Annotated in this window: 17 protein-coding genes; 8 read left to right on the top strand and 9 right to left on the bottom strand. The window is 38.8% G+C overall.

What is annotated here, in order from left to right; genetic code table 11:
* The first annotated feature begins 662 nt into the window (after positions 1-662).
* Positions 663-2,015 (top strand): dicarboxylate/amino acid:cation symporter, encoded by a 1,353-nt coding sequence (locus CBE70_RS12010; RefSeq protein WP_100159527.1) that lies wholly within the window; start codon positions 663-665, stop codon positions 2,013-2,015.
* Positions 2,016-2,113: 98 nt separating this feature from the next.
* On the opposite strand, the gene gndA is transcribed toward CBE70_RS12010, so the two are convergent.
* Entirely contained in the window at positions 2,114-3,520 is a 1,407-nt protein-coding gene (gene gndA, locus CBE70_RS12005) for an NADP-dependent phosphogluconate dehydrogenase (protein WP_100159526.1), read from the bottom strand.
* Between the two features lie 244 nt (positions 3,521-3,764).
* Between gndA and CBE70_RS12000 the strand changes: the two genes are divergently transcribed.
* On the top strand, positions 3,765-5,345 hold the full coding sequence (locus CBE70_RS12000; RefSeq protein WP_100159525.1) for a TerC family protein: 1,581 nt from the start codon (positions 3,765-3,767) through the stop codon (positions 5,343-5,345).
* 150 nt (positions 5,346-5,495) lie between these two features.
* Here the strand turns inward: CBE70_RS12000 and dcuC are convergent, their stop codons facing one another.
* From dcuC to apbC, 5 genes are all read right to left on the bottom strand, one after another.
* On the bottom strand, positions 5,496-6,857 hold the full coding sequence (dcuC, locus tag CBE70_RS11995) for an anaerobic C4-dicarboxylate transporter DcuC (RefSeq protein ID WP_100159524.1): 1,362 nt from the start codon (positions 6,855-6,857) through the stop codon (positions 5,496-5,498).
* A gap of 275 nt (positions 6,858-7,132) precedes the next feature.
* Positions 7,133-9,070 (bottom strand): outer membrane assembly protein AsmA, encoded by a 1,938-nt coding sequence (gene asmA / locus CBE70_RS11985; protein ID WP_100159522.1) that lies wholly within the window; start codon positions 9,068-9,070, stop codon positions 7,133-7,135.
* Between the two features lie 46 nt (positions 9,071-9,116).
* Positions 9,117-9,698, bottom strand: coding sequence for a dCTP deaminase (gene dcd / locus CBE70_RS11980; RefSeq protein WP_075672535.1), 582 nt, complete (start codon positions 9,696-9,698; stop codon positions 9,117-9,119).
* 67 nt (positions 9,699-9,765) lie between these two features.
* Positions 9,766-10,407, bottom strand: a complete 642-nt coding sequence (gene udk / locus CBE70_RS11975) for a uridine kinase (protein ID WP_023581260.1) — start codon at positions 10,405-10,407, stop codon at positions 9,766-9,768.
* 220 nt (positions 10,408-10,627) lie between these two features.
* Positions 10,628-11,740, bottom strand: a complete 1,113-nt coding sequence (gene apbC, locus CBE70_RS11970; RefSeq protein WP_036912151.1) for an iron-sulfur cluster carrier protein ApbC — start codon at positions 11,738-11,740, stop codon at positions 10,628-10,630.
* A 204-nt stretch (positions 11,741-11,944) separates the two neighbouring features.
* Here apbC and metG point away from each other — a divergent pair, with 204 nt between their 5' ends.
* From metG to sanA, 6 genes are all read left to right on the top strand, one after another.
* Complete coding sequence (gene metG, locus CBE70_RS11965) at positions 11,945-13,972, top strand: methionine--tRNA ligase (RefSeq protein ID WP_100159521.1); 2,028 nt, start codon at positions 11,945-11,947, stop codon at positions 13,970-13,972.
* A gap of 133 nt (positions 13,973-14,105) precedes the next feature.
* The gene (locus tag CBE70_RS11960) at positions 14,106-14,576 is read left to right on the top strand and encodes a CidA/LrgA family protein (protein ID WP_100159520.1); all 471 of its coding nucleotides are present in this window, start codon (positions 14,106-14,108) and stop codon (positions 14,574-14,576) included.
* Positions 14,576-15,271, top strand: coding sequence for a CidB/LrgB family autolysis modulator (locus CBE70_RS11955; protein ID WP_100159648.1), 696 nt, complete (start codon positions 14,576-14,578; stop codon positions 15,269-15,271). Before CBE70_RS11960 ends, CBE70_RS11955 begins: the two co-directional genes overlap by 1 nt.
* A gap of 200 nt (positions 15,272-15,471) precedes the next feature.
* A complete protein-coding gene (cdd, locus tag CBE70_RS11950) occupies positions 15,472-16,356 on the top strand; it encodes a cytidine deaminase (RefSeq protein ID WP_100159519.1) in 885 nt (294 codons plus the stop codon).
* A 213-nt stretch (positions 16,357-16,569) separates the two neighbouring features.
* Complete coding sequence (locus CBE70_RS11945; RefSeq protein WP_100159518.1) at positions 16,570-18,267, top strand: NAD-dependent malic enzyme; 1,698 nt, start codon at positions 16,570-16,572, stop codon at positions 18,265-18,267.
* A 141-nt stretch (positions 18,268-18,408) separates the two neighbouring features.
* Entirely contained in the window at positions 18,409-19,140 is a 732-nt protein-coding gene (sanA, locus tag CBE70_RS11940; RefSeq protein ID WP_100159517.1) for an outer membrane permeability protein SanA, read from the top strand.
* Here sanA and yeiB read toward each other — a convergent pair.
* The 3 genes from yeiB to CBE70_RS11925 form a co-directional block, all read right to left on the bottom strand.
* Positions 19,137-20,288 (bottom strand): DUF418 domain-containing protein YeiB, encoded by a 1,152-nt coding sequence (gene yeiB / locus CBE70_RS11935; RefSeq protein ID WP_100159516.1) that lies wholly within the window; start codon positions 20,286-20,288, stop codon positions 19,137-19,139. The genes sanA and yeiB overlap by 4 nt on opposite strands.
* Positions 20,289-20,302: 14 nt before the next feature.
* Positions 20,303-20,962 (bottom strand): GTP cyclohydrolase I FolE, encoded by a 660-nt coding sequence (gene folE, locus CBE70_RS11930; RefSeq protein ID WP_023581251.1) that lies wholly within the window; start codon positions 20,960-20,962, stop codon positions 20,303-20,305.
* A gap of 148 nt (positions 20,963-21,110) precedes the next feature.
* Entirely contained in the window at positions 21,111-22,280 is a 1,170-nt protein-coding gene (locus CBE70_RS11925) for a YbfB/YjiJ family MFS transporter (RefSeq protein WP_100159515.1), read from the bottom strand.

Here is a 22,280-nt window from a genome sequence, read left to right as displayed (position 1 = left end):
TTGTTATCATGATAACTATTCCTTCTGTATGTATATATTTACATATTCAAAAGCAATATTAGATAATCTAATCCAAAACACACCCAGCATTTAACACCATTAAAAATTGAAAAGTCAGAGTAAATCCCAATAATTCCACATTATTTTAGCCATAACGCTATAAAATATACCAATAGGTACAGAGAAATCTTCATGTAAACTTCAATTAAAATCCCTGTAAAATAAAGATAACTTTCTATAATCCATCAAAGAGCGCTTATATCCTCTTTGATTTTTTAAAAAATTCAATAAAAACAAATTATTATCTAAATCTTTATTTCTAATATCTTCCTTTTCATATTTATTTACATCCAAACCATTTTATTTACCAAAAAACAAAGCAAAACACACATATTTTTAAACAAACACAACAAATTAAAACAAAATATAATTTCATTAACTTATTGATTTAAGAAAAATAAATTCCACAAATGGCGATAAATTGAAATTAAATCTAATTTTTTAGATGAAGAGCACAATATTTGATAAAATCAACTTTATTTTATTGACCTGATTTACTCATACCTTTAAGTTACCTGTCACAACAAAATAAATGTAAATAATAATTTACATCATAATTTCTTTTTTATTTAGTCAATATCTTTCAGTTACAGGGAATTTTTATGCAGACTTCATCCCGTAAGCTCCCCTTTTATCGTGTGTTATATGTCCAAGTCATTATCGCTATCATTCTGGGTATTTTGCTTGGTCATTTTTACCCTGATGTAGGTGAATCCTTCAAACCGCTAGGTGATGGTTTTATCAAAATCGTTAAAATGATCATTGCACCTGTGATTTTCTTAACTGTAGTCACAGGTATTGCAGGCATGAATAATATGAAAGCAGTAGGAAAAGTGGCGGGTAAATCAATGATTTACTTCTTAACCTTTTCGACTATTGCGCTGATTATTGGATTAATAACCGCTAATATTATTCGCCCTGGTGATGGCTTAAATATATCTCCTGAATCATTAGATAGTAGTCGAGTAGAAATGTATGTCACACAAGCACACAGCTCTTCTCTTGTTAGTTTTCTAATGAATATCATCCCAGATACTATCGTTAGCCCATTAGTTAACGGCAATATCTTACAAGTATTATTTGTTTCTGTGATTTTTGGTCTAGCATTAGCATCAATAGGCTCACGGGGTGAACCTGTATTAAAATTCTTACAGCATCTTTGCGACCCCGTGTTTAAGATGGTTGGTATGCTAATGAAGTTAGCACCTATTGGTGCCTTTGGTGCCATGGCTTTTACCATTGGAAAGTACGGCATTTCTTCCATTGGCAATTTAATGTTGCTGGTGATTACTTTTTATCTTACTGCATTACTTTTTGTACTCGTGGTATTGGGTGCCGTTGCTAAATATAACGGCTTCTCCATTCTCTCTTTAATTAAATACATTAAAGACGAGTTATGGTTAGTATTAGGCACCTCTTCATCTGAAGCTGCATTACCCACATTAATGAGTAAAATGGAGCAACTAGGCTGTAAAAAATCGGTTGTTGGTTTAGTTATTCCTACTGGTTATTCCTTTAATTTAGATGGCACCAATATCTATATGACCATGGCGGCTTTATTTATCGCTCAAGCAACAGGCGTTGATTTGTCGCTAACAGAACAAATTACATTACTGTTTGTTGCCATGATCAGCTCAAAAGGTGCAGCAGGTGTTACAGGAGCCGGTTTCATTACTCTTGCAGCAACATTATCGGTTGTTCCTAGTGTTCCCGTTGCAGGTATGGCTTTGATCTTAGGTATTGACCGCTTTATGTCAGAATGTCGCGCATTGACCAATCTTGTGGGTAATGCTTGCGCCTGTATTGTTGTCGCTCGCTGGGAAAATGCATTAGACAAAGAGAGAATGAATGATGTTTTTAGTGGAAGAATATCCAGAGAAGACTTTGTTGATGATAATTTAATCTCTGATAATGCAAATAAAGAACCTCATTATGTGAAAGTATCAGAACAATAGGTTTGATATTTTCTCAATAAAAGAAACAAAAAAGGTGCTTATCACTAAGCACCTTTTTGATTCTATTTCGATAAATATAACCGAATATATAATCTTACTTATTCCATCCACTCTGTATGGAATACACCATCTTTATCAGTACGTTTATATGTATGCGCACCAAAGTAGTCACGTTGAGCTTGGATTAAGTTTGCTGGTAACACTTCTGCACGATAGCTATCGTAGTAAGAAATAGCCGCAGAGAATGTTGGAGTTGGAATACCTGCTTGTACGCCATAACAAACAACATCACGCAGAGCTTGTTGGTAATCGTCAGCGATTTGTTTGAAGTATGGTGCTAACAGCAGATTTGCAATACTTGCATCTTCATTATAAGCATCTGTAATTTTTTGCAGGAATTGCGCTCGAATAATACAGCCCGCACGGAAAATCTTCGCGATTTCACCGTAATTTAAATCCCAGTTATATTCGTCTGATGCTGCTTTCAGTTGTTGGAAACCTTGAGCATAAGAGACAATTTTACCTAAATACAGTGCGCGACGAACATTTTCAATAAAGGCTTTTTTATCACCTGAGAATGCTTTAGGTGTTGGGCCTGATAATACTTTAGATGCCGCAACACGTTGATCTTTTAATGAAGAGATATAACGAGCAAACACAGATTCAGTAATAAGAGTAACTGGTACTCCTAAATCTAAAGAACTTTGGCTAGTCCATTTACCTGTACCTTTATTTGCCGCTTCATCAAGAATAACATCTACAAGGTATTTACCTTCATCATCTTTTTTACGGAAGATATCAGCAGTAATCTCAATCAGGTAGCTACTTAACTCACCTTTATTCCACTCAGTGAAAGTTTCTGCTAATTCTTCGTTAGTCAGACCTAAAGAGTGTTTTAATACGGAATAGGCTTCTGCGATCAATTGCATATCGCCATATTCAATACCGTTGTGAACCATTTTCACATAGTGACCTGCGCCATCAGCGCCAATATAAGTCACACAAGGTTCACCTTCAGCAACAGCAGCAATTTTTTCAAGGATTGGCGCGACTAATTCGTAAGCTTCTTTTTGTCCGCCCGGCATGATTGAAGGACCTTTTAATGCACCTTCTTCACCACCTGAAACACCAGTCCCAATAAAGTTAAAACCTTGCTCTGATAATTCACGATTACGACGAATAGTATCTTTAAAGAAAGTATTTCCGCCATCAATAAGGATATCACCCTTATCTAAATGAGGAGTCAATGCAGCAATTGTTTTATCTGTCGCTTCACCCGCTTTTACCATTAATAAAATACGGCGCGGTTTTTCTAACGAATCAACAAATTCTTCAATAGAATAATTCGGAACCAGTTTTTTACCTGGATTTTCAGTGATAACTTCGTTTGTTTTATCACTTGAGCGGTTGTAGATAGATACCGAATAACCACGGCTTTCAATATTAAGCGCAAGGTTACGTCCCATAACGGCCATACCAACCACGCCGATTTGCTGTTTTGACATGAAAATGACTCCCGTCTGAAAATATACCTGCCAGTTTCCAAGCACTGGCAATGTGTTAACCTGATCACATAGTAACTCACTCTCATCATTGGTGGTAGTTATTGATGCAATCGATATCGCACTCTTTCACGTAAAATGAAATTATTGCCTTTATATTGATAATAAATTATTGAAAAATTCCTGCAAATTGCTCATTATTCTCAAGTCGGCATATGCCGTCTTTATAGAAGGTAAAACAAACTGTATGGAATGGATCTTAGATCCGACAATCTGGGTAGGACTCTCCACCCTAATTGTTCTCGAAATCGTACTTGGTATTGATAACCTTGTTTTCATTGCTATTCTGGCAGATAAACTCCCAGCAAAACTAAGAGATAAAGCACGTATAACAGGCTTGTTGTGTGCCCTTATTATGCGGGTTGTGTTGTTATTTAGTCTCTCTTGGCTTATCACTCTGACAAAACCTCTTATTACACTGTTTGATCATCCTTTCAGTGCAAGAGACTTAATTATGTTGCTTGGAGGGATATTCTTGCTGTTCAAGGCCACTATGGAGCTTAATGAACGGCTAGAAGGTAAAGATCACAACGAAGGGAAACAACGCAAAACGACCAGCTTTTGGTCTGTCGTTGCTCAAATTATCGTGCTGGATGCGGTATTCTCGCTTGACTCAGTGATAACCGCTGTTGGTATGGTTGATCATTTAGGCGTTATGATTGCGGCTGTTACTATTGCAATGTTCTTGATGATCCTTGCAAGTAAGCCTCTAACAAATTTCGTCAATAACCACCCAACCATTGTTATCTTGTGTTTAAGCTTCTTGCTGATGATTGGTTTTGCATTAGTTGCCGAAGGCTTTGGCTACGCCATTCCAAAAGGTTACCTATATGCAGCGATTGGCTTCTCTATCATGATAGAAGTCTTTAATCAGCTTGCACAATTTAACCGTCGCCGTTTCTTATCAGCTTCTCGCTCTTTGCGCGAACGTACAGCAGAAGCGGTGCTACGTATTATTAATGGTAAGTCTGAATCTTCTGAATTAGATCCTCACACATCTGATTTAGTCTCCAGTTCAGAAGAAGTGTTTGATCCTCAAGAACGCCAAATGATTGTGCGTGTGCTTGGTTTGAGCCAACGTAATGTTAACAGTATCATGACGTCTCGCCATGATGTTGAATACGTAGACTTAAATGCAACACAAGATGATATCCGCCAATTGTTGGAAAAGGATCCTCACTCTCGCCTAGTGATCACTGATGAGCAATATAGTGATGAACCTGTCGGTGTGGTTAATGTTATTCAACTGCTGAATCAGCAATTGCGTAATGAACCGCTAAACTTACGTTTATTGGTCACTCAACCTTTGATTTTCCCTGAAGGTTTATCCTTACTGCAAGCGTTAGAACAGTTCCGTAGTGCGCATACTCACTTCGCATTTGTCGTTGATGAATTTGGCTCAGTAGAAGGGATCGTGACGCTGACTGACGTTATGGAAACTATTGCGGGTAACTTACCTGTCAGCTCTGAAGAAAACGATTCACGTCATGATTTAGTTCAAAATGAAGACGGTTCATGGACTGTAAACGGTTTTACACCACTTGAAGACTTAGTGCTTTATATTCCAATCAAATTGGATGAAAAACGTGAGTATGAAACCTTAGCAGGCTTATTAATGGAGCACTTACAACGTGTACCTACTGTTGGCGAGAAAATTCTGATTGATGATATTGAATTTGAGCCATTAGAAGTGAATAACCATCGAATTAATAAAGTTCGAATTGTTGAGCCTAAAACTGACGATAATGAGGACGTGGACGAAGCGTAATCTCTGTCAAATAGCAAAATATCCGCCTTTATGGCGGATATTTTTTTATCTTAATATGATGAAATATAAAAAACGGGCTTTGTTTTCACACACAAAGCCCGCCAATAAAATTTAAAACAATAATTTCAGATTAATTCAATGAATTAATAATTAACCTAAAGTACTTGGTACAAGAATTTCAGTCGCAACAATAACAATAACCAGCCCTACTAATACTGGTACAGAAACACGTTTCATCACTTCAAAAGGTGAAATTTTTGCCATACCAGATACCGCAACCACAACACCAGAAACTGGTGACAATGTACGGCCTAAGTTTGAAGCTTGTAACATAGGGATAGTTAAATAAGCAGGGTTAACGCCCATGTTGCTTGCTAAACGAGGAATTAACTCAACGAATGCATAGAATGGCGCATTACCTGAGCCTGTTGTCATCGCTGCTAACATCGTAATTAATACCAGTGCAATCATCATCACAATAGCACCTGAGCCTAATGACTGAGCCCCTTCAATTAAGGCATTGATAAAGCCAACAGTTGTTAAGCCTTGAGCAAATACCCCTGCTGCGACTAATAACATCACAACTTGCGCAAATGCGTCTGCCATACCGCGATAAGCAACTTCTAAACCTTCAAAAACTTGTTTTGCGCTAAAGCTACGAATAAATTCGATAACAGCGGCTAAAATCATACAGATAATAATAATGGCAACAATATGAAGTTCTGGTAACCATTTACCATCAAAAACGAGAACACCGATAATTGGCGTGAAAGGCAAAATTGCATAGAAACTTGGTGCGTGAGTTTTGATCTCATTCACGTCTAACATTTCTGTTTCAATATGCTCTTTACGGTCAAGATAACGCTGCCAGAAGAAGTGAGCGATACACATACCAATAATTGCAGCAATAGAGATAGGCAATGTGGTTTTAAATGCAAAATCAATCAGCGGCATTTGAGACGCTTGCGCGGCTAAAATAACATCACCTGATGTTGGCGCTAAAATAATAGAAGCTGGAGACGCACAGATTGCCGCAGCAGCTCCGCGGCTAATTCCCATATTCACCATAACAGGGAACAGCGTTGCCATTAATAACACACCTAAACCTGTTGCGGATGAAACAGCCAGTGACATCAAACATGCAACAATGTAAGCCGCAACCATTAGCAGATAAGGTGAGTTAATCATTTTCAGTGGGCGTGATGCTAATTTTACAACAACATCATTAGCGCCAATGTGTGTCATATAAGCAGCGAAACCACAAAGTATCATGATCATCATACCTAAATCGCCACCACGGCTCATTAGTAGATTTTTCACATACTCGACAATATCAATTAAGCCGTAGCCTGTCGCAGTCGCACTCGCAGGTAAAACAGCCCTTCCCATAATTACGCTGATGATCAGTAATAACAGACCACCTGTCATTAAGACACCAGTTGGTGAATAGCCTTTAACGATATAACGTCCAACACCTACGGCAACGAAGGCGCCGATAAGAATTTCAATCATTTATTTATCCTGTCTAAAATAGTCATTTATAAAATGAAGTTTTTTATTTTTATCATCATTTTTGCGTTTAGTGCGATTGACACACTCTGCCCAAAGGCAACGTTGCAGTGTATGACATATATCAAAAAAAACGACTATTTTTTTGCATACATATAGCACGAATGCTTACTTTTCATTCAAAACATAAATTAAATGATAGATATAAAGCAAAAAGCACACAATTATCAAAACAGTGTGCTTTTATTAAGAATGTGATGAAGTTAAAAATCGTGAAATTATATTTTCTTCAATAGCTGATTAAGTGCTTTTACTTCAGGGCTTTCAGCATCTTGTTTATTTAGCCAATTATCGATAGCTTGTTTGGCTTTTTGCTGTAATTGCTCGCGCAATAATTTTTCAATATTAAGTTCATATTGAATAGCATTCCAATCTCCATAGAGTCTTAATGGAATTTCAATTTTAGCCAACTGACGAATAAATTCGTTTTCTTTACCCCAACCTTTTTTGATATTAACAAGTAACATCACATCAAGATCATGGCGTTGAAGATCCACTCTTCCCTGCCCTTTAATTTGATAAGCCTCTGCTTGAGCATCAAGTGAATTAACGGTTACTTTTCCTTTTGGTGCTAACTTAAATTGGGCAATCACATTATCTGCTTGGGTATAACTTTCGATATCTTCAGGGTAAATCACTTTATCTGTCGCTTGGGCGACTGATTGCTGAATAACCTGTGGTACATTTAATCCCTGCATTTTAAATTGGGTAACAGAGGTATTAAGTGTACCTTGCCAATAATGATAAAAAGCTTTTCGGTTATATCCCGTTCCTTCTAAATTTCCTTTTGCTGAAATTAATCCACTGAAATTTTCAGGTTGATTAAAGACACGCAATAGTGGCTTTAATGGAATATTGTTCATTGTGATATCCATGCTGATATGCGCTGGCACAATGCTTGTAGAGATAACCGTTGGTAGTGAAAAATCACCTTGAAGGATTTGTCCTGTTAAGGTTTGAATATTTAGTGAATTAGGATTATTTAACGCATTAAGTTTAAAATTGTTAATCTCTAAATCTTTATAAAGAAGCTTATTCAGGGCTAATTTCAGCGTAAACTCAATATCACCCCAATGCGTTAAATCATATTCTTTATTTTCAATGGTAACTGAAGTAATAACCGGTTTTGCCATAATAGTGGCATTCGGCGCTGGCGCAGCATGAGCAGAGTTAAATAATGAAAATGGAGAAGTTGTTGAACTCTTTATAACAGGCGTTAAACGTGCCGTTTCTGTTGTTTTTGTCTGTGCTAATTCAGGCAATAGTGTATTTAAATTCAAAACATCGCCGCTTAACTCCACTTGATAACGTGTTTTTTTATCAAATTCAGCACTAATATGGCCTTGTAATTGGCTGTCGTTTGCCGTGAGATTTAAATTATCAAGAGATATCGCTCTGATGCTGTCATTTTTAATTGTAAAATCAGAGGATAACCCCCCTGTGATCCCATTTTCAGGAAGTTCAGTACCAGACAAAATATAATCTAGCTGTGTAATTTTGCCGTTAATTTGATAAGGGTAAGCGCTCATATCCGCATTAGCGTTAACATTAAGCGTTACCTCTCGACGATCACGATTCACTTTCGTGCTCATCTCAAGGCTAACTTGTTTTTTCTCATCTGTTTTCAACGATAAATTAATATCACGTAAATTAAGCTGCTCACCGTTTTTCATTTGCCAAATAATTAAGCTGTCTGAAATTTTTACTTTGGCGATATTCAACTGCCAATTATTGGCTCTAGTTTCGACAACTGGGCGAGAAATATCTCGAGGAGTAGAAGGTGGTGATATTTTAGGAATAGCTTTACTTTCAGGTGTTTGGCGAACGACGGCACCTTTAAGCATAACTTCTTTTACTTCAAGTTGATGAGAAAGTAGCGGTAATAACTCAACATCAAGACGCATATTATCGGCTGTAATGAAAGGCATTTCAGCACCGGGTGCGGTCAATGACATTTTACCACTGATAATGCTTAACTTTGGCCACACATGCCAACGCATATCATCTTGTAATGTGAGTTTATAACCGCTTTGTTTTTCGACCCTTTCAACAAGGTATCCACGGAAATCATTCGGGTTAATGAGTAAAACTAACGCTGTTAAGCCTGCCAAAATAACCACAAGCAAAATAGCCAGTGTTGTCAAAAACCTTTTCATATAATTACCCGCTTAGTGAACATGATAATGATGATTATAAAGATAGTTAATCTTCACTAATCCGACTACCAACAGCACCTTGTTGATTTTTATATTTTGCATCTTGACGACGATTATAAGGTCTATCAGCAGAACCAGACATAGGTTCAAAACTTAATGCACCAATAACCATACCCGGTCTTAATGCGAGAGGAAGTTTACCTGAATTAAAAAATTCTAATACGATTTGTCCATGCCAGCCGGGATCAATACGATGAGCAGTAACATGTACCATTAAACCTAAACGGGCTAATGATGAGCGTCCATCTAACCATCCAACAACATTATCAGGCAAAGTGACTGACTCAAGTGTCACAGCTAACGCTAATTCACCAGGATGTAAGAAAAAGGCTTCACCTTCAGGTAACACAATTTCATCACTCATTACACGCTCTAGCGCAGCGTTCACTTCAGCCTTAGGGCCACTTAAATCAATATAAGCAGCAGTATGACCTTGGAAAACGCGAAACTGATTTCCTAAGCAAACATCTGCTGTTGCGCCGTTAATTCGCTCGATGGGCGGGCGGGGTTCAATGACTAATTTACCTTCATCCAGCCACTGAATAATATCACGGTCGCATAATCGCATTTTATTTCCTTCTTCAAGTTAAACAGGCAGTTTCATCATGCATGAAAGCTGCCCACAAATGAACCTATTATTCGCAGAACTGCCCAATTTTTGCTTTCAGAATATCAATCGCAACGCGGTTTTTACCCCCTCTAGGGACAATAATATCGGCATATTGTTTAGAAGGTTCAATAAACTGGAAGAACATAGGACGAACGGTTTTATTATATTGTTCAATGACTGAGTCTAAGCTACGTCCACGTTCATTAACATCACGTTTAATTCTGCGCATTAAACAAATATCTAATGGCGTATCAACAAAGATAGAGAAATCCATCTCTTCACGCAGGCGTTTATCTGTTAATAACAAGATGCCTTCAATGATAATAACTTTTTTGGGTTGAAAAGGAATGGATTCTGCTTTGCGAGTGTGAGCAACGTAGTCATATTGAGGGAGTTCGATGGTTTTTCCTGCTTTTAGTTCACACAAATGTTGATATAAAAGTGCGTGATCCATCGAATTTGGGTGGTCATAATTGACCTTATATCGTTCTTCCATCGTTAAATCACTTTGGTCACGATAATAACAATCTTCTGGTATCACCCCGATATTATGATCACCTACTTGCGCTCTTAATTCGCGGTAAAGTGTACTTGCAATAAGACTTTTACCCGAAGCAGATGCTCCAGCGATACCTACAATTGTGCACTGATGTGCTGTGTCAGCCATAATCAAAAACCTGGTTTGAAATAAAAAGAGGGATAACGTAATAATATGTAAATATTACGCTAGCGCAGATTATAGTTTTGAAATCACTCTGGTTCCAGCGTAAAACCAGAAATCTATTCGTTTTTTATCAAAAACAGTCGAAAATCGCATGTAAAAAATGGAAAGCCAAATGGCTCTCCATTTAAATCAGCAAATAATTCAACGTATTATTTTACTGTAATTACACTGCGCGGAAAGAAATTTCCGTTGGAATTGCATCACCATCCCAATACATTTGAGCAGACACTGTTGACGCTATTTCGCGATAAATATCAGCAAACTCGCCTTCAGGATCACGCATCACTGTTGGTTGTCCGCGGTCTAAGTCTTCACGTAAAGAAATATGAAGAGGAACTTGGCCTAATAATTGGCAATGATATTTCTCTGCTAATTTCGCCGCACCACCTGTACCAAAGATAGGTTCAAGGTGACCACAGTTACTACAAATATGTGCGCTCATGTTTTCAATAATACCTAATACAGGTACATTGACTTTCTTAAACATGACGATCCCTTTCATTGCATCCACCAGCGCGATATCTTGTGGTGTTGTTACCACAACCGCAGCGGTTACAGGGATATTTTGAGATAAGGTTAATTGGATATCACCTGTTCCCGGCGGCATATCGATAACCAGATAATCCAAGTCAGGCCACAGCGTATCTTGGAGCATCTGCATTAATGCTTTGCTCGCCATAGGACCACGCCATACCATTGCATTATCATCTGTGACTAAATAACCGATAGAGTTAGACGCTAAACCATAAGCCATAATCGGCGCCATATGTTGTCCATCAGGAGACGTCGGACGCTCCATTGTGGTACCCAACATATTTGGAATAGATGGTCCATAAATATCAGCATCAAGAATACCTACTTTAGCGCCTTCTTGTGCAAGGGCTAATGCAAGGTTAACAGCTGTACTTGATTTACCAACGCCACCTTTACCAGAGCTCACAGCAAGAATATTACGCACACCATTAACACCTGGCAGATCATTTGCACGGCGTAAGGTTGAAATATTGTGCTTGAGTTTCCATTCAATGGCTTTTGCACCAGTGATGTTGCGAAGTTCAGCTGTTTTTTCTTCGATTAGGACTTGGAAAGGTTTTTTCCAAACAAATGGCATCACTAACTCGATATGAAGAACATCGTCAATCATCGCACATTGATGTAATGCTTTTAGAGAAAGCAGATTACGTTTCAATGTCGGGTGTTCAAAAGTAGACAAGACACCTGAAACTTTTTCGTTCAGAATCTCAGGGGTGGTCTGCTCGGGGGATTTATCACTCATCCCGGCTCCTCTCGTTTTCATTATTTATTAAATATATGAGTGCATCTATCATATCAGATAGTAGATGACTACGATAATGCCTTACCTCAATTTGCCAACTGAAATTTCTCTTGCAAAAACTCGATTATTGCCCTAGCGACATCATGATGGATCGGTTAACATCAAAGTCCCTTTTATTAATTTTATGGAAGTAAGATCCTTACTATGTCTCACGTCGCGAATAAATTATTGGTAACCTGCGCGTTACCTTATGCTAACGGTTCAATTCATCTCGGTCATATCCTTGAGCACATTCAGGCAGATATCTGGGTCCGTTATCAACGAATGCGCGGCAAAGAAGTTCATTTCATCTGCGCTGATGATGCTCACGGCACGCCAATTATGCTGAAAGCTCAACAACTGGGTATTACGCCAGAAGCCATGATTGAAGAAATGAGCAAAGAGCATCAGCAGGATTTTGCTGGTTTTAATATCAGTTACGACAATTATCACTCTACACACAGTGAAGAAAGTCGCCAGTTATCAACTAAAATTTATCTTGCACTGAAAAAAAATGGTCACATCAAAAGCAAAACGATTTCTCAGCTTTATGATGAAGAAAAAGGCATGTTTTTGCCTGACCGCTTTGTAAAAGGCACTTGCCCTAAATGTAAAGCGCAAGACCAATATGGTGATAACTGTGAAGTTTGTGGCTCAACTTACAGCCCAACAGAATTAATTAATCCACGCTCTGTTGTATCAGGCTCAACACCTGTTATGCGTGAAACTGAACACTATTTCTTCGACTTACCTGCATTTAGCAACATGTTACAAGAGTGGATCCGCTCTGGCGCTCTGCAAGAGCAAGTTGCAAATAAAATGCAAGAGTGGTTCGACAGCGGTTTACAACAGTGGGATATCACTCGTGACGCGCCTTATTTTGGATTTGAAATCCCAGATGCTCCGGGTAAATATTTCTATGTATGGCTAGATGCACCTATCGGCTACATGAGTTCTTTCTTAAACTTATGTGAAAAACGTGGTGATTTAAGTTTTGATGAGTTCTGGAATAAAGACAGCAAAGCAGACCTTTATCACTTTATCGGTAAAGATATCGTCTATTTCCACAGCTTATTCTGGCCTGCCATGTTAGAAGGCAGCGAATACCGCAAGCCAACCAACCTGTTTGTTCACGGTTATGTCACTGTAAATGGCGCGAAGATGTCAAAATCTCGTGGCACCTTTATTACAGCTCGTGCTTACCTTGATCATTTTGATGCAGATTGCCTGCGCTATTACTATGCAGCAAAACTTTCCTCACGCATCGATGATATTGACCTAAACTTAGAAGACTTTGTTCAACGTGTTAACAGCGACATAGTTAATAAAGTCGTTAACCTTGCATCACGTACTGCGGGTTTTATCAGCAAGCGTTTTGATGGCAAATTAGCTGATTCTTTAGATGATGCTAAGCTTTATCAACACTTTGTTGATATGAAAGACACTATCGCACAGTCATTTGAAAATCGTGAGTTTGGTAAAGCAGTTCGTGAAATCATGGCATTAGCGGATGAAGCCAACCGCTATATTGATGAAAAAGCGCCGTGGGTTGTAGCAAAACAAGAAGGTCAAGATGCACAGCTACAAGCTATCTGTACAATGGGAATTAACTTATTCCGCGTACTGATGACATATCTGAAACCTGTTTTACCTTCACTAACAGAGCGTTCAGAAGCCTTTTTACAAACTGAATTAACATGGGATACACTTGCACAACCGCTATTAAACCAAGAAATTACTAAATTCAAAGCATTGTTTAATCGTATAGAAATGGATAAAGCCAATGCGATGGTTGAAGCGTCAAAAAGCACGATTGCACCTGTAAAAGAAGTCACAGGCCCATTAGCAGACTCACCAATCCAAGAAACCATCAACTTCGATGATTTTGCGAAAATCGACATGCGTATCGCTGAAATTAAACAAGCCGATTTTGTTGAAGGCTCAGACAAACTGCTGAAATTAATTTTGGACTTAGGTGGCGAAACTCGCCAAGTATTCTCAGGTATTCGTACAGCATACCCAGATCCTAAAGTGTTAGAAGGTCGCTTAACGGTAATGGTGGCAAACTTAGCACCTCGTAAAATGCGTTTTGGTATTTCAGAAGGCATGGTAATGGCAGCAGGTCCTGGCGATAAAGATATCTTCTTACTCAGCCCAGATTCTGGTGCAAAACCGGGTCAGCAAGTGAAATAACACCAAAATTCATTTGCCAGATAAATAAGTGGCGAGGTTCTATAAGAGCCTCGCTCTTTTTTTATTGTGATCCGTAGCACACTTTCAAAATCGGTGTATGATAAATCTGTTAGTTGATTTAGGACACTTACTTATGAAATCTAAACGGGCACGAGTGCAGATTACACTCTGGCATTTTCTACGATCTTTTTTGGTACTTTATCTTTGCCTTTTTGCTGGTAATCTGATTTCAGCCCTTCTGCCCTTTGCGGTTCCAGGCAGTATTGTCGGCTTACTGATCCTTTTTGGGCTACTTGCTTTCCAGCTTATCCCACTGCGTTGGGTAAAACCGGGTGCCAATATCCTCTTAAAAAATATGACATTACTCTTTATTCCTATCGGAGTCGCTGTCATGAACTATTATGATTTATTAAGTCAACAACTTTTCCCCATCGTTTTAGCCTGCGTTGTAAGTACCTTTGGTGTTATGGCGCTCGTTGCATATTGCTCACACTACGTTCATCGTGAACGCATTATTGTTGGCGCAAAACCTGACCAAGTTGAAGATATTGTAGAAAAAGAAGACGACGACGATAAAGCGTTAAGTGAGAAGAAAAAATGTTAATGTTAATGAATATTTGGTGGTCACTTCCTTTAACTATCATCGTCTTTTATTTATCCCGTAAACTTGCAGCTCGTTATAAATTACCGATTTTAAACCCGCTGCTCATAGGTATTGCAGTGATTATCCCTATCTTGTTAATCACACATACACCTTATGAGCATTATTTTGCGGGAAGTCGTATTTTAAATGACTTATTGCAACCTGCTGTTGTCGCTTTAGCTATACCGCTTTATCAGCAATTACACCAAATTCGCGCACAGTGGAAATCGTTAATCAGTATTTGCTTTATTGGTAGTATTGCTGCGATGGTCAGTGGTACAGCAATTGCTTTATGGGCGGGTGCAACACCTGAAATTGCCGCATCAATCTTACCTAAATCAGTGACAACACCTATCGCAATGGCTGTCGCAGATTCCATAGGTGGTATTCCTGCAATCAGTGCTGCATGTGTTATTGCAGTAGGTATTTTAGGTGCCATTTTTGGTCATACTTTATTTAAGATACTGCGTATTCCTACTCACGCATCTCGTGGTTTAGCAATGGGAACCGTTTCTCACGCAGTAGGAACAGCAAGAGCTGCTGAAGTCGATTATATTGAAGGTGCTTATAGCTCACTGGCATTAATGACATGCGGGATTATTACTTCCCTTACAGCGCCATTTATCTTCCCTATTATTTTGCATCTTTATAGTTGATACCTTTCTTACTCTCCATTCTTAAATCCTCGATTTAATTAAATTTATTTCGGGGATTTTTACTATAAATTTGAGATACATCTCTCAATTAATGAATTTGTTGCAATTGTTTCATTGAAAATATGATTTTCATCACATATAAGAATGGGTAAAGATGCCTAGAATCTTATAATACAGAAAGATTAATGGGAGACTCATGTATGCATACTCGTTTTCAGGCAGTTTGGTCAGATTTATCCCCTCAGTTACAACAAGCACTTGCTCCTTATCTTGAGCAGGATGAATTTCCTGCAATGTTTACGGCAGAGCAGGTCAATGCCATAAAAACACAGTTACAATGTAATGATGATGCCTTAGCCCTAGCACTTTTACCGGTTGCCGCCGCTTGTGCTGTTGCACCAATTTCTAATTTTAAAGTCGGTGCCGTTGCGCGTGGTGAAAGTGGCAATCTCTATTTCGGTGCCAATATGGAATTTGCTGGCGCCCCGCTACAACAAACCGTTCACGCTGAACAAAGTGCGGTGACTCACGCATGGTTACGTGGTGAATCTCGCTTAATCTCAGTCACCGTTAACTATACACCTTGTGGTCATTGTCGCCAGTTTATGAACGAATTGAACAGTGGCACCCATATTCAAATTCAGTTGCCGGGTAGAAAAATGGCAACATTGGGCGATTATTTACCTGATAGCTTTGGTCCGAAAGATCTCAATATCACCTCTTTATTAATGGACAAAGTTAATCACGGTTACAAAATTGATAACCCTAGTGAATTAGCACAACAGGCAATACAAGCTGCTAATCGTAGCCATGCTCCTTATAGTGAATCGCACAGTGGTATTGCTGTTCAAATGAAAAATGGCAAAATTTTCCAAGGTAGCTACGCTGAAAATGCCGCATTTAACCCAAGTTTACCGCCATTACAAGCGGCATTAATTTTATTAAATATGGCAGGTGAGAGTGTGATGGATATTGAATCTGCTGTCTTAATTGAAAAAGCAGAGACAATTTTAACTCAATGGGATGCAACACAAGCAACATTAACCGCTTTAGGTTGTCGCCAAATGCAACGCATCACTTTGTAAAAAGTTTTAACTTATTCCTCTAAAAATCTCTCCTAAAAAAGCATCAGCATGTAAATTTTGCTGATGCTTACCAGAAAAAGTTGTAACAACCGTATCTATCTCTCATTTCTAAGCATAAAAATCATAAAAAAATAACATAAGCTGTACATATTTTTATTATTTTGTAGGATCTACAATTGTCATGTGACTAACTGCCTTACAAGAGTATTTTTCATGGAACTGGAACACGAAAGTAAACGCCCTCTCTACATCCCGTATGCAGGCCCAATCCTGCTTGAATTTCCCCTGTTAAATAAAGGTAGTGCTTTCAGCGAAGAAGAACGCAGCACCTTTAACTTACATGGTTTACTGCCTGAAGCAGTTGAAACCATCGAAGAACAGGTTGAACGCGCTTATCGCCAATATCTTGATTTCAAAAACGATAACGACAAACATATTTACCTACGAAATATCCAAGATACCAATGAAACCCTATTTTACCGTCTCTTGGAATCTCACCTAACTGAAATGATGCCAATCATTTACACACCAACAGTGGGTGAAGCTTGTGAACATTTCTCTGATATTTATCGTCGTGCTCGCGGTTTATTTATCTCTTACCCTAACCGTGCCAATATCGACGATATGCTACAAAACGCCACTAAACAGAACGTAAAAGTCATTGTTGTAACAGATGGCGAACGTATTCTTGGTTTAGGTGACCAAGGTATCGGTGGTATGGGTATTCCTATCGGTAAACTCTCTTTATATACCGCGTGTGGTGGTATTAGCCCAGCGTACACACTGCCTGTTGTACTTGATGTTGGTACTAACAACCCACAACGTTTAAACGATCCTCTGTATATGGGATGGCGTCATCCTCGTATTACAGGTGATGAATATAACGAGTTTGTTGATGAGTTTATCCAAGCTGTTAAACGTCGCTGGCCAAATGTTTTACTACAATTTGAAGATTTCGCACAAAAAAATGCGATGCCTTTATTAAATCGTTATCGTGATGAACTATGTTGTTTTAATGACGATATTCAAGGTACAGCGTCGGTCACTTTAGGTAGCCTAATTGCAGCAAGTCGTGCTGCTGGTCGCCAATTAAAAGACCAAACTGTCACTTTCTTAGGTGCAGGTTCTGCGGGTTGTGGTATTGCTGAACAAATCATTGCCCAAATGAAATCTGAAGGTTTAAGTGATGAGCAAGCGCGTGAACGTATCTTTATGGTTGACCGTTTCGGCTTATTAACAGACAAACTACCAAATTTACTTGATTTCCAAAGCAAACTTATCCAAAAAAGCGAGACTATTGCTGATTGGGAAACCGAAAGCGATGCAATTTCACTGCTAGAAGTGGTTAAGAATGCAAAACCAACTATTTTGATTGGTGTTTCAGGACAAGCTGGCTTATTTACTGAAGAAATTATTCGTGAAATGCACAAACACTGTGAACGCCCTATCGTAATGCCATTATCTAACCCAACGTCTCGTGTAGAAGCGCGTCCTGAAGATATTATCAACTGGACTGATGGACAAGCTTTAGTGGCAACGGGTAGTCCATTTGCACCAGTTAAATACAAAGATAAAGAGTATCCAATTGCACAGTGCAACAACTCTTATATCTTCCCAGGTATTGGATTAGGTGTTATCGCATGTGGTGCAAAACGTGTTACTGATGCCATGTTAATGGTAGCAAGTCGCGCATTAGCAGATTGCTCACCTATGGCGAAAGAGGGTGATGGCTCTCTGTTACCTTTACTGGCTGATATTCAACAAGTTTCGCGTTATATCGCAAAACAAGTTGCAAAAGAAGCACAAGTACAAGGTGTTGCTACTGTTACTTCTGATTCAGCATTAGAAGAAGCAATTGAACGTAACTATTGGTCACCAGAGTACCGTATTTACAAAAGAACCTCGTTCTAAGTAGTTTGAAACACTAAGTACCATTCTGAAAAGCGTGTCATTACTTAATATGAGACGCTTTTTTCTTGCTTCCCTATCCTTGCTCAAGTAGCCTTAACTATTATGAAAGTCATTCGTTATTTGCGTCATTAAGGCAAGGACATGCTAAAACGCCTCATTTATCTTTTTCTCACACTTTTTATTCTATTTGCAGTCACCTTGATTGCCTGCGATCGCTGGATCGGCTGGAAAACCAATCCCTATATATTTGAAGATGTGGATACATTACCCGCTAAAAAAGTGGGAATGGTGTTAGGCACATCAAAGTACTATACCAGCGGTTATATAAATCAGTTTTATCAATACCGCATCCAAGGCGCTGTAAATGCTTATAATAGTGGCAAAATTCAGTATTTATTGCTCAGCGGCGATAATGCAAAACATAGCTATAATGAGCCAAATACGATGCGTAAAGATCTCATTAAAGCGGGTATTCCTGCCTCTCGTATTGTGATGGATTTTGCAGGCTTCAGAACACTTGATTCAGTAGTGCGAACAAAAGAGGTATTTGGTACAGATGGATTTACCATTATTACTCAGCGTTTTCACTGTGAACGAGCTGTTTTTATCGCATTAGAAAAAGGGATTGATGCGCAATGCTTTGCAGTTGCATCCCCTAAAAGTATGTTTAAAGTACGTGTACGTGAAGTATTTGCCAGAGCAGGTGCAATGATTGATGTTTATATTCTAAACCGCGAACCACGCTTTTTAGGGCCACCAGAAACTATTCCCGCAATACAATCTATTCCTGAAGGCATTAAAGGTTATCCTGCTGTTTCACCAGAGGAAGTCGAATCACTTCCTCTGAATGAAAATAATCATGAAAAAATCTAAAAGAATTGTGCTAATTTCGAGGCTGATTTACGCCAGATCCACTCTATTGGTCCTTGAGGAAAATAACGTAACCAAATCACAGCAAAAGCAATATTGATTGCCCAAATGACGGCAACAAAAGGCATCAGTTCAGGTAAAGTAAATTGATTAAATAGCCCCATACGCTGAAATAAATAAATACCGATAAAACTTTGCATTAAATAGGTCGTTAACGCCATTTTGCCAACACAACGTAAAGCATAGGCAAAATAAGAGTGTTGAATAATATTCCAACTCCAATAAAACAGCGCAATATACCCCAAACTTTGCATCACTTGGATCAACATGGTTAAAGGTTGTGCAAAAATAGCAGCCCAACGATAATCCCAATCAAGGTAATAATCCACCAGCACAATAGCCGTTTGTAAGCTTAAACTAATTGAGAGGAAATAGAGTGCCACATGACCATAATGAGCGCGACTAAATTTCTGCTGCAACCAACCTGTTGCCATTAATGCAGAACCCATCAACATCGCACCAAACAAAAACCAACTGTATTGACGTACTAGATTAAAAACAAAAAGACTTAGCTCATTCAAACGATAATAAACACTATTTAAATAAGATCCTGTTTTCCAATCTGATTCAGCTAATTGAGAGTATGGTGTGCTATACCAAACGGTATCAATAAAATCACGATAATAGTAAAACAGCGCACCTAAAATAAGTGCGCCACAAAAATAGAGTATCGCTCCCAATATAAATTGGTGCTTTGTCGCGATTGATTTGATAAATGCAAGAACAAATAAACCACATATACTATATGGAAATAAAATATCACCTTCCCAAATAAATAATGTGTGAATAACACCGATCAATGCCAGTACAACTAATCGCGATACATTAAAACGTGTTCCTTTATACAAAAGGAGATAAAGCGTACCACCAAATAGCAGCGCAAAAATAAAGAGGAATTTTCCTTGAGCAAACAGATTTAATGCCATCCATGTTATACGATCACCAAAAGAGGCTTCTCCCGAATGTAATGGGTTAAATGAAGCCACTCTTAATAATGCAAAACCTGAAATATTGAGCAATAAAATGCCAAGGATCGCCATTCCTCTCAACGCATCGAGTGCTTCGATACGTTGATGAGACGATTCATTCATTTTTATTTAAAATCTCAAAGATGACGAACAGCGCGCAGAAACTCCTGACGCGTATTTTGACTAGATTTAAATAACCCGCCTAACGAAGTTGTTGTTGTTGCACTAGTTGCATCACGAATACCACGAGCTTTAACACAATAGTGAACCGCATCAATAGAAACAGCCACATTTTTTGTTCCTAGTAACGTTTGTAATGCGATAAGGATTTGCTGTGTTAAGCGTTCTTGAACTTGAGGGCGCTGAGCAAAGAATTGCACAATTCGATTAATTTTAGATAGCCCAATTACTTTATCTTTCGGGATATAAGCCACAATGGCTTTACCATCGATAGTAACAAAGTGATGTTCGCAAGTACTTGTTAATGTGATATCTCGTACTGTCACCATTTCATCAACTTGCATTTTATTTTCGATGAGTGTGATTTTTGGGAAGTTGTGGTAATCCAGCCCTGAGAAAATTTCATCAACATACATTTTAGCAATACGACGAGGCGTTTCAGCTAAGCTATCGTCGCTTAAATCTAGATTTAACAGCTTCATCACTTCTGTCATATGATGTTCAATTTGCTGTTTGCTCTCACTTGGAGAGAGTTTTGGTTCACGAAGAGGCGTTTCCAAACCGCGTTCAACTAACGCAGCGTGCACCCATTGCGCCTCTTTACTTAATGATGACATTGGACTCTCCGGTAAACACATTAATTAAGTAGCTGTTATCGCGCTTAGCAACAACAGCCTACACTTTAGATGACCTCAATCACATTATCCAGCAATACCGCATTTTTCGTTATGAAATTATTGCATTTTTGTATGAGCTATTTTTAGTTTACTGACACTCTTTTTCTTTTAAACACACCAGAAAACCGCCAATTATCAATACAATAAAAGCAACATAAAGTGCAGGTTCTAATTTTCCCGTTAATGCTGTTGAAAGTGAAGAAATTACGGGGCCAACTAATTGCCCGATGGCATAAAAAGTGGTAAGTAAACCCGCCATATAACGCCCATGTTGAGGTGCTAATTCACGACCTCGTAAAAAAGCCAGCTGTACCGCACACATTAAACCGCCACCAATTAAAAACGCGCCTATCGCCAACCCTATAATTGTAGGAACCCACAGCGCAATCAGTATGCCTAGTGCTTGTAACCAAAGCGTAATGGCTAAGCGTAACTGCGTGTTTAAGACATTACGCGTGAAAATAGCGATCCCAATGCATAATGCCGCAGAAGCACCAAAAACAGGCCAGACAAATTGCGCAATTAAGCTCCCCGGAAAGCGTTCTGCTGCCATTTGAGAAAGAAAAGTTGCAGGTAAAATATAGCCAAATCCGGCAAAGGTATAACCCCAAATCAGCCTTTTTATCGCTGGCGTAAGCGTTAAAGAGGTCACTTTTACCTCATCCCTGCTCATTGTCCAAGGCTTTGGAAGATGGTAGCTCACATATATGGCACAAATAAAAGCAAGAGAACCATAAATTAACCACCCTGCTGTCGCACTCATTTGCCATTTCATAATTAACACGGCAAGAATACCGCTAATAAATATACCTGCACCAGTTCCTGCATAAACAGCCACACTTAATGCAGGTCGATTAAGGCGAGCCAGTAACTCGTTAGCCCATGAAGCCACCAGCACTAATGTCCAACCACTTGCCCAACCAATAAAAAAGCGTGCAATACTATGTGTAAAAGCATCTTTTAAAAAAGCAGACAACAGAGTGATTATCACCGCTCCCCAAAGACCTGCCCATAAGCGATACCCCACACCTTTAACCGCTTTCATCGCATCATAGGAGCCAGCAAGATAACCAAGATAATTAAATGCAGCAACGATCCCCGCACTTGTCAGCGTTAATTGATATTCTGCAATCATCAACGGCACTTGCGGTGTAAAAGTAAAGCGGCCTATTCCCATTGCAACCACTAAAGCAAGAAACCCACTAAAAGCAATATGAAAAGCTTGTGCTGAATGACTTTGGTGATTTGAAGTATTCAT

Source organism: Proteus columbae (assembly GCF_002777965.1).
GTDB lineage: Bacteria > Pseudomonadota > Gammaproteobacteria > Enterobacterales > Enterobacteriaceae > Proteus > Proteus columbae.
Note: the sequence above shows the minus strand (reverse complement) of the source record. Positions and strands in the feature narration are given on the sequence as shown.